We start from the raw sequence: 9699 nt of genomic DNA, 5'->3' as shown, positions 1-9699 counted from the left end.
CATTCTTGTGGGTGTTCATCCGGGTCACTCCTGAAGCTTGAAGGATTCGACACCCATCAGCTTTAAGGTCAGTGGCCCGGATGAACAACCTACTGAAAGATCACACCTAAGCCAGCCATGGGGTCACGGGCGCTCGCCAGCGGCGGGGCCACCCCGATTACTCAAGCCTACTGCACCGGTCATCGAAAACCGGCAATAAACAGTCGATTTTTATCGCGACTCGGCGTATGGTCGAGTTCGGTGAACGATCGTTCGGTTTCGGGGCCGGCCTTTGCATGATCCGTGAACGGACCAATCAGAGGATATCCCGCGTCGCGAAAACGAACGATCGTTCATGCCGATTCGAAACTGCATTTCATTAAATTGACGACCCATTCGGGCTGTGTCAGTTTCCGGTCGGTACAAGAACACGCTTGGATTCGTTTGCCCGCGCAAACGGGTGCGAGCACAACAGTCCGCCACAATGAGGAGAGATCATGCTTGCACTATCCAAGCAGGCCGAGGATCTGCACGCCCGGCTGCTCGCGTTCATGGACGAACACGTCTACCCGGCCGAACCGGTCTACGAAAAACAGCACGAGGAAGCCGAAGATCGCTGGGCCTGGCCGCCGATCATGGAAGAGCTCAAGGCCAAGGCCAAGTCCGAAGGTCTATGGAACCTGTTCCTGCCGGAAAGCGATTACGGCGCCGGGCTGTCCAATTACGACTACGCGCATCTGTGCGAAATCATGGGCCGCTCGCCGATCGCGCCGATCGTGTTCAACTGCAGCGCGCCGGATACCGGCAACATGGAAGTGCTCGAGCGCTACGGCAGTGAAGCCCAGAAGAAAGAGTGGCTGGAGCCGCTGCTGGAAGGCAAGATCAAGTCCTGCTTCTCGATGACCGAGCCGGCCGTGGCTTCTTCGGATGCCACCAATATCGCCACCGAAATCAAGCGCGACGGCGACGAGTACATCGTCAACGGCCGCAAGTGGTGGTCCTCCGGTGCGATGGCGCGTAACTGCAAGATCGCGATCGTCATGGGCAAGAACGACCCGAACGCCGAAAAGCATCGCCAGCAGTCGATGATTCTGGTGCCGCTGGATACCCCCGGCGTGACCATCGAGCGGCCACTGCACGTGTTCGGCTATGACCATGCCCCCAAGGGCCATGCCGAAATCCACTACGACAACGTGCGCGTGCCTGCCGAGAACCTGATTCTGGGGGAAGGCCGTGGTTTCGAGATCGCGCAGGGTCGTCTGGGGCCGGGACGTATCCATCACTGCATGCGCACCATCGGCATCGCCGAGCGGGCACTGGAAGCCATGTGCGAACGGGTGGAAAGTCGTGAGGCGTTCGGCCGCAAGATCTCCGAGTTCGACTCCATTCGCAAGAACATCGCCCGTTCGCGTATCGAAATCGAACAGGCCCGTCTGCTCACGCTCAAGGCCGCCAAGATGATGGACGAGGTGGGCAACAAGGAAGCCCGCCAGGAAATCGCCATGATCAAGGTCATCGCCCCCGAGATGGCGCTCAACGTGCTCGATCGTGCCATTCAGGCACACGGCGCGATGGGCGTGTGTCAGGACACCTTCCTGGCCTCCGCCTGGGCGAACGTGCGCACGCTGCGTATGGCCGACGGCCCGGACGAAGTGCATCTGGACAGCATCGCCAAGCTCGAACTGCGCCGTCAGCGCGCAGCCCGCGGCTAGCTTTGTCGGCCCTGTGCCGGCGGCCTGCGGGTCGCCGGCACGCGTTTGTCAACGTGAGGAGAATTTGATGTCCAGTTTGTTTGATTTGAACGGCAAGGTCGCCGTCATTACCGGCTCGAGCCGCGGTATCGGCAAGGCAATTGCCTGGCAGATGGCCGAGCACGGTGCCAAGGTGGTGATTTCCAGCCGCAAGAGCGAAGCCTGCGAGCCGGTGGCCGAAGAGCTGCGCAAGGCCGGCCACGATGCCATCGCGATTGCCTGTCATGTGGGCAAGAAAGAAGACCTGCAGAATCTCGTCGACAAGACGAAACAAACCTATGGCCAGATTGATGTGCTGGTGTGCAATGCCGCGACCAACCCGGTCTATGGCACCACCGCAGAGCTTTCCGACGAGGCCTGGGACAAGATCATGGAAACCAACGTGCGCGGCACGTTCTGGCTATGCAACATGGTGCTGCCCGGCATGGCCGAGCAAGGCGGCGGCAACGTGATCGTGCTGTCGTCGATCGCTGGCCTGCGCGGCAATACCGTGATCGGCGCCTATGGCGTGTCCAAGGCTGCCGAAGCCGCGCTGGTGCGTAATCTGGCCGTCGAATGGGGGCCGAAGAATATTCGTGTGAACGCCATCGCGCCCGGGTTGGTCCGCACCGATTTCGCCAAGGCGCTGGTCGAAGATCCGAAGCGGCTCGAACAGGCCGAACAACGTACGCCGGTACGGCGTATCGGCGAACCGGTGGATATTGCCGGCGTCGCCATCTTCCTGGCCACTAACGCCAGTGCCTATGTAACCGGGCAGACGCTCGTCGCCGATGGCGGCGAGACGATCAGCTAACCATGGCTGAAAAGAACCAGGCCGGCGCGCCGGAAATCGTGGCGGTGCGCGAGGCGCACCGCTTCGATGAGAATGCGTTGGCACAGTATCTACATGACCATGGGCTGGTCGAGGGCGGACTCGAGGTGCGCCAGTTTCAGGGCGGGCAATCGAATCCGACCTTTTTTCTGACCACGGGCGGTGCCGAGGCCTCGCGCCACTACGTGCTGCGCAAACAGCCGCCGGGCAAGATTCTGCCCTCGGCCCATCGTATCGACCGTGAATACCGGGTGATGTCGGCGCTGGTCGACGCGCCCGGCGTACCGGTGCCGCGCATGCATGTGCACTGCGAGGATGCCGACGTGATCGGTACGCCGTTCTATGTCATGGACTATGTGCCCGGGCGTGTATTCGGCGATCCGGCCATGCCGGAACTGGCGGCCCGTGAGCGCGGCGAGATCTATCGCGGCCTCATCGATGCGCTGGCCGCGCTGCACGATGTGGATGTCGAGGCGGTGGGATTGTCCGATTTCGGCCGGCCGAACGGTTATGTCGAACGCCAGATCAAACGCTGGCGCGGCCAGTACGAGGCCTCGGCCACCGAAACCGACCCGAATATGGATGCGCTCGGCCAGTGGCTGACCGACCACATCCCCGACGACACCACGCCCGCGATCGCCCACGGCGATTTTCGGATCGGCAATCTGTTGATCGCGCCGGATTCAACCGACGTGGCCGCGGTGCTCGACTGGGAGCTGGCCACCATCGGCCATCCGCTTGCGGACCTGGCCTATGCCTGCATGCCTTATTACCTGCCGCATGGCGTGGCCGGTGTGCGGGGCGTGGAAGGGCTGGACCTGGCCGCCCACGGCATTCCGACCGAGGCCGAGCAACTCGAGCGTTATCGCCAGGCCCGCGGGCTGGCGCCGATCGACGACTGGCCGGTATTCGTGGCGTTTTCGCTGTTTCGTACCGCCGCGATTCTGCAGGGCGTGTATGCGCGTGCATTGCAGGGCAACGCGAGCAACAGCGATGCATTGAATGTCGGCCGGCGTGCCGGTTTGATCGCCGAACGCGGCTGGGCCGTGGCCCGTGCGCATGATTAAACGATCGACACAGGCGCATGCGAGACTGCGCCTGCCGGTATCCGACAGCCATACAATGCCATGAAGCCGATTCGCCGAATTCTGCTGACCAACGACGACGGCGTCGATGCGCCCGGCCTGGCCGTAGCCGAACGCATTGCTGCCGCGGTGGCCGACGAGGTCTGGGTGGTCGCGCCCATGGCCGACCAGAGTGGCGTGGGCCAGGGCATATCCATGCACCACCCGCTGCGCGTGACCGAATACGGCACCCGGCGCTACGCGCTCACCGGCACGCCCGCCGATTGCGTGATGGTCGCCATGGCCGATTGGCTACGCGACGATCCGCCGGATCTCGTGCTGTCCGGGGTCAACTGGGGCGCGAATCTCTCCGACTCGGTGATGTATTCGGGCACCGTGGGTGCGGTATTGGCGGCCGATCATCTGGGTATCCCGGCGATCGCGCTGAGCCAGGCGTTTCACGACCGCGGCGCGCTCGACTTCACAGCCACCGAAGCCTATGCGGTCGAGGCGATACGCCAACTATGGGTGGCACGGGATTCGAACCGGCGTTGTTGCTGGAATCTGAATTTCCCCATGCGGGCGCCCGAGACGATACAGGGGCTACGTTTTACCCGGCAGTCCAACGGTACCATCGTCGCCCCGCGGCTGATCGCGGGCACCGATGGGCGTGGGCTGGTGTATCACTGGCTGAGCTTCGAGCGCGATACCACGGCCATCGCCGATCCGCTGTCCGATGTGGTCGCGCTGCGCGATGGCTATGTCTCCGCCACGCCCTTGCATGGCAGCCGGTGCGACGAAGCACTGCTGGCTGACACGGCCGATCACGGGCAGTGGCGACTGGACATCGGCGAGGCTGCAGAGTAAAAAAGCCGCTGAAAAACGAAACGGTATTTCAATTGTAAAATGTCAGGTATGTGCGCCGCCCGTGGCATGTCGCTCGTGCGACAGGCGCTGTACATCCGTGGCAACCCAAGCCATCGCCTGCCAAGCACCGGGCAAGAGTGCGGCAGCGCAGACCGCTGGAAAGCGAGGAGATGACCTTTATGTTCGATCGGCACTATGCCGTCTGGCCTGCCAACCTGCCGCATTCGCTGGGCCTGCCGCAGACCAGCCTGTACACGAATCTCGAGATTTCGGCGCGGCGCTATCCCGATCGCCCGGCGATCATTTACTACGATACGCCGTTGTCCTATCGCGAACTCGACGAACAGGTGCGTGCGCTGGCCGGCTATCTGCAGGCCCAGGGCGTCAAGCGCGGCGACCGCGTGTTGCTGTTCATGCAGAACGCGCCGCAGTTCGTGGTCGGCTACTACGCGATCCTGCGTGCCGATGCCGCAGTGGTGCCGGTCAACCCGATGAACCGTAGCGTCGAACTCGAGCACTATGCCGACGACACCGACGCCACGATCTGCATCTGTGGCCAGGAACGCTATGAAGCGGTGGCACCGCTGCTCGACAGCGGCAAGCTCGCACAGGCGATCGTGGCCAACTACGGCGACTATGTCACCGAGCCCACCGATCTGGATCTGCCCGCCGAGGTCAAGGCCGACACGCAGGCGGCGGCCAGCGACAAGGCCGTACTCTGGGCCGATGCGATCAATGCCGGGCACACGCCGCGTGCGCACGAGGCCGGGCCCGACGATCTGTGCGTGCTGCCCTACAGTTCCGGCACCACCGGCGCGCCCAAGGGCTGTGTGCATACCCACCGCTCGGTCATGGCCACCGCCGTGCAGAGTGTCTACTGGAGTCGTAGCACCTCCGAAGGCAAGTCACTGGCCACGCTGCCGTATTTCCATGTCACGGGAATGCAGAACGGGATGAACGCGCCGATTTTCATCGGCGCGACGGTGGTGTTGATGACGCGCTGGGAACGCCGCACCGCGGCGAAGCTCATCGAGCGTTATCGCATCACCCGCTGGACCAACATCGTGACCATGGCAATCGACATGCTTTCCGATCCCGAGATCGAAAGCTACGACCTGTCGAGCCTGGAAAACATCGGCGGCGGGGGCGCAGCCATGCCCGCGGCGGTGTCGGACAAGCTGTTCAAGCTCACCGGCCTGCGCTATATCGAAGGCTATGGTTTGTCGGAGACGATCGCGGGTACCCATATCAACCCGTTCGATGCGCCCAAGCCCCAGTGTCTGGGCATACCGGTGTTCGATGTGGATTCGCGCATCGTCGATACCGAAACGCTGACCGAGCTCGGCCCCAACGAAGTCGGCGAGATCGTGACCAATGGTCCGCAGGTGTTTACCGGCTACTGGCGTCGGCCCGAGGAAACCGAAGCGGCCTTCATCGATCTGGATGGCAAGTCCTTCTTTCGCACCGGCGATATCGGCTATTACGACGACGAGGGCTATTTCTTCATCGTCGACCGGGTCAAGCGCATGATCAACGCTTCGGGCTACAAGGTCTGGCCGGCCGAGGTGGAAAGCCTGATGTATCGTCATCCGGCGATTCGCGAGGCCTGCGTGATCTCCACGCCCGATCCGCGCCGCGGCGAAAGCGTGAAAGCCTGTGTGGTGCTCAACAGCGCCGATGCGGCTACGGCCGACGAGATTCGCGAGTGGTGTCGCGAAAACATGGCGGCCTATAAAGTCCCGCGGGTGATCGAAATCTGCGAAACCCTGCCGCGCTCGCCCACCGGCAAGCTGATGTGGCGTGCCCTGCAGGAACAGGAATGGCCGCAGGCGGGCTGATGCGGTAATCGCGACTCAAACAACGAATAAACACACCGGGCCTGCGTGCCCGGCAACCGATTGGACAAGGAGTAGTTATGAGCGAAGTGGTTTCCTATGAACGCGATGGCGATATTGGCGTCATCACGGTCGACAATCCGCCGGTGAATGCGCTCGGGCACGCCGTGCGCCAGGGCATTGTCGACGCCCTGGACAAGGGCCTGGCCGACGACGGCGCCAAGGCGCTGATGATCATCGGCGGCGGGCGTACCTTCCCGGCCGGTGCCGATATCCGCGAATTCGGCAAGCCGCCGCAGGAGCCGGGTCTGCCCGACGTCGTGCAGACGCTGGAAAACAGCGACAAGCTGCTGATCGCGGCCGTACATGGCACCGCGTTGGGCGGCGGTATGGAAATCACCCTGGGCTGCGATTATCGCGTGGCCCTGGATTCGGCCAAGATGGGCCTGCCGGAGGTCAACCTCGGCCTGCTGCCGGGTGCCGGCGGCACCCAGCGTCTGCCGCGCCTGATCGGCGCCAAGGCTGCCATGCAGGCCATCGTCGAAGGCAAGCCGATGAAGGCCGCCAAGCTCAAGGAAATGGGCGTGGTCGATGAAGTCGTCTCCGGCGATCTCAAGGCCGAGGCGATTGCCTATGCCGAAAAACTGGTGGCCGACGGCGCGCCGCGGCGCAAGGTCAGCGAGCTGTCCGTCGAAAAGGAAAGCGAGAACGTCTTCTCCGAGTTCGAGCAGTCCATTGCCCGCAAGAAGCGCGGCTTTCTGGCCCCGTTCCACTGCATCAAGGCAGTTCAGGCGGCCACCGAACTGGATTTCGCGGCCGGCATGAAGCGCGAACGTGAGCTGTTCACCGAACTGCTGAATTCGCCGGAATCCGCGGCCCAGCGCCACGTCTTCTTTGCCGAGCGTGAAGTGGGCAAGGTGCCCGGCATTTCCAAGGAAACGCCGCAGCGCGAGATCAAGCAGGTGGGCATCATCGGTGCCGGCACCATGGGCGGCGGCATCGCCATGAACTTCCTGTCGGCCGGCATCCCGGTCAAGATCCTGGAAATGAAACAGGAAGCGCTCGACAAGGGCGTGGCCCTCATTCGCAAGAACTACGAAGCGACCGCCAAGAAAGGCCGCATGACCAGCGACCAGGTCGAAAAATGCATGTCGCTGATCAGCACGACGCTGTCTTACGACGACCTGTCCGATGTGGATCTGGTCATCGAGGCCGTGTTCGAAAACATGAAGGTCAAAAAGCAGGTGTTCGGCGAGCTCGATCGCGTCTGCAAGGACGGCGCGATTCTGGCCACCAATACCTCGACGCTGGACGTCAACGAAATCGCCCAGTCCACCAAGCGCCCCGAAGACGTGATCGGCATGCACTTCTTCTCGCCGGCCAACGTCATGAAGCTGCTCGAGAACGTGCGCGGCGAGGCGACCTCCGATGAAGTCATCGCCACGGTGATGAACCTGTCCAAGCGTATCGGCAAGGTCGGCGTGCTGGTGGGCGTGTGCAACGGCTTCGTGGGCAACCGCATCCTGCATAAGCGCCAGGCCCAGGCCGTCAAGCTGGTCAACGAAGGCGCAACACCCTCGCAGGTCGACAAGGTGTTGTTCGATTTCGGCCTGCCGATGGGCCCGTTTGCCATGGCCGACCTGGCCGGTCTAGACGTGGGCTGGCGTATTCGTGAAGGCCTGCGTGAGGACGATCCGGAAAACGCGCCCGAGCGCGACTGGATGGACGCTCTGGCCGAGCAGGAACGCTGGGGCCAGAAGACCGGCGGCGGCGTGTTCGACTACGCCGAAGGCGATCGCACCCCGCGTCCGTCGGAAACGGCCATGGCCGAGATCGAGAAGTATCGTGCCGAGAAGGGCATCGAGACCCGCGAGGTCAGCGATCAGGAAATTCTGGAACGCTGTCTCTACGTGATGGTCAATGAAGGCGCCAAGATCCTCGAGGAAGGCATCGCCATGCGTCCGCTGGATGTGGATATCGTATGGATCTATGGCTACGGTTTCCCGGTCTACCGGGGCGGTCTGATGTTCTGGGCCGACCAGGTCGGATTGGACACGATCCATGCCAAGGTCAAACAGTTCTACGACGAATCGGGCGATCCGGTCTGGCAGCCGTCGGCCCTGCTGGAAAAGCTGGCCAGCGAAGGCCGCAAGTTCGGCGACCTGTAACGCTGCGCACTACGGAGTAATCAATGGATATTCAATATAACGAAGCCGAACTCGCATTCCGCGACGAGGTCCGGGCCTTCGTGGCAGAGAAACTGCCCAAGGAAATTTCCGACAAGGTGAAGTCGTCCGAGCATGTCTCGCCGGAGGATATGATCACCTGGCAGCGCGCGCTGTATGAAAAAGGCTGGTTGGCGATCAACTGGCCGAAGGAATACGGCGGCCCGGGCTGGAGCCCGATTCAGAAGCACATCTTCGAGGAAGAGAGTGCAGAAGCGGGCGCGCCGCGTATCCTGCCGTTCGGCCTGAACATGGTCGCCCCGGTGATCATCAAGTTCGGTACCCAGGAACAGAAGGACTACTACCTGCCGCGTATCCTCAAAAGCGAGGACTGGTGGGCCCAGGGTTATTCCGAGCCGGGCGCCGGTTCCGACCTGGCCAGCCTCAAGTGCCGCGCCGAGCGTGATGGCGATCATTACATCGTCAACGGTCAGAAGACCTGGACCACCCTCGGCCAGCACGCGAACATGATCTTCGTACTGGTGCGTACCGATACCACGGTCAAGAAGCAGGAAGGCATTTCGTTTTTGCTGGTGGACATGGAAAATACCCCCGGTGTGACCGTGCGTCCGCTGATCACCCTCGACGGTGCGCACGAAGTCAACGAAGTGTTCTTCGACAACGTCAAGGTACCGGTCGAAAACCTGGTCGGCGAAGAGAACAAGGGCTGGACCTGTGCCAAGTACCTGCTCACCTTCGAGCGTACCGGTATCGCGGGCGTGGGTATTTCCAAGGCCGCGCTGGAGCACCTCAAGCAGATCGCGCGCAGCGAGCAGGCCGAAGGCAAGCCGCTGATCGAACATCCGCGCGTGGCCGAGCGCCTGGTCGAGCTCGAGCTGGAACTCATGGCCGTTGAAATGACCAACCTGCGTGTGGTCTCCGCGGCCGAGGCCGGCGGCGTGCCCGGCGCAGAAAGCTCGTTTTTGAAGGTCATGGGCACGGAAGTGCGCCAGAAGATCTCCGATCTCTATCGCGAGCTGGCCGGCCCCTATGCGCTGCCGTTCCCCGATCTCGAGGTGGGCGAAGACGCCTTCGGCCCCGAGTTCTCGGCCTCGGCCTCCTCCACGTACTTCAATCTGCGCAAGCTGTCGATCTTCGGCGGCTCCAACGAGATTCAGAAGAACATCATTTCCAAGGCGATCCTCGGACTGTAGTCCGGTACGCAGG

The 9699-nt window shown here is 62.4% G+C and carries 7 protein-coding genes; all 7 read left to right on the top strand.

From position 1 onward, the window contains the following. Nucleotides 1-476: 476 nt before the first annotated feature. The 7 genes from S4A8_RS05145 (at nucleotide 477) to S4A8_RS05115 (ending at nucleotide 9686) form a co-directional block, all read left to right on the top strand. Entirely contained in the window at nucleotides 477-1691 is a 1215-nt protein-coding gene (locus S4A8_RS05145) for an acyl-CoA dehydrogenase family protein (RefSeq protein WP_353219295.1), read from the top strand. Nucleotides 1692-1755: 64 nt separating this feature from the next. Next, complete coding sequence (locus S4A8_RS05140) at nucleotides 1756-2523, top strand: SDR family NAD(P)-dependent oxidoreductase (RefSeq protein ID WP_353179610.1); 768 nt, start codon at nucleotides 1756-1758, stop codon at nucleotides 2521-2523. Between the two features lie 2 nt (nucleotides 2524-2525). Then, nucleotides 2526-3608: a phosphotransferase family protein gene (locus S4A8_RS05135; RefSeq protein WP_353219294.1), complete on the top strand. Its 1083-nt coding sequence runs from the start codon at nucleotides 2526-2528 to the stop codon at nucleotides 3606-3608. 60 nt (nucleotides 3609-3668) lie between these two features. Beyond that, nucleotides 3669-4472 (top strand): 5'/3'-nucleotidase SurE, encoded by an 804-nt coding sequence (gene surE / locus S4A8_RS05130; protein WP_353219293.1) that lies wholly within the window; start codon nucleotides 3669-3671, stop codon nucleotides 4470-4472. A gap of 179 nt (nucleotides 4473-4651) precedes the next feature. After that, a complete protein-coding gene (locus S4A8_RS05125; protein ID WP_353219292.1) occupies nucleotides 4652-6310 on the top strand; it encodes a long-chain fatty acid--CoA ligase in 1659 nt (552 codons plus the stop codon). Nucleotides 6311-6387: 77 nt separating this feature from the next. Continuing rightward, nucleotides 6388-8475, top strand: coding sequence for a 3-hydroxyacyl-CoA dehydrogenase NAD-binding domain-containing protein (locus S4A8_RS05120; RefSeq protein WP_353219291.1), 2088 nt, complete (start codon nucleotides 6388-6390; stop codon nucleotides 8473-8475). Nucleotides 8476-8498: 23 nt separating this feature from the next. Continuing rightward, nucleotides 8499-9686 (top strand): acyl-CoA dehydrogenase family protein, encoded by a 1188-nt coding sequence (locus tag S4A8_RS05115; RefSeq protein WP_353219290.1) that lies wholly within the window; start codon nucleotides 8499-8501, stop codon nucleotides 9684-9686. Nucleotides 9687-9699: the final 13 nt, after the last annotated feature.

The sequence above is a fragment of the Salinisphaera sp. S4-8 genome, assembly GCF_040361235.1.
Taxonomy (GTDB): Bacteria; Pseudomonadota; Gammaproteobacteria; order Nevskiales; family Salinisphaeraceae; genus Salinisphaera.
The sequence above is the reverse complement of the archived record's forward strand: the minus strand, read 5'-3'. Positions and strand labels throughout refer to the sequence as shown.

Coding starts and splice junctions, on each gene's coding strand:
- S4A8_RS05125 (WP_353219292.1), top strand. CDS start 4,652: ATGTTCGATCGGCACTATGCCGTCTGGCCTGCCAACCTGCCGCATTCG.
- S4A8_RS05135 (WP_353219294.1), top strand. CDS start 2,526: ATGGCTGAAAAGAACCAGGCCGGCGCGCCGGAAATCGTGGCGGTGCGC.
- S4A8_RS05145 (WP_353219295.1), top strand. CDS start 477: ATGCTTGCACTATCCAAGCAGGCCGAGGATCTGCACGCCCGGCTGCTC.
- surE (WP_353219293.1), top strand. CDS start 3,669: ATGAAGCCGATTCGCCGAATTCTGCTGACCAACGACGACGGCGTCGAT.
- S4A8_RS05115 (WP_353219290.1), top strand. CDS start 8,499: ATGGATATTCAATATAACGAAGCCGAACTCGCATTCCGCGACGAGGTC.
- S4A8_RS05120 (WP_353219291.1), top strand. CDS start 6,388: ATGAGCGAAGTGGTTTCCTATGAACGCGATGGCGATATTGGCGTCATC.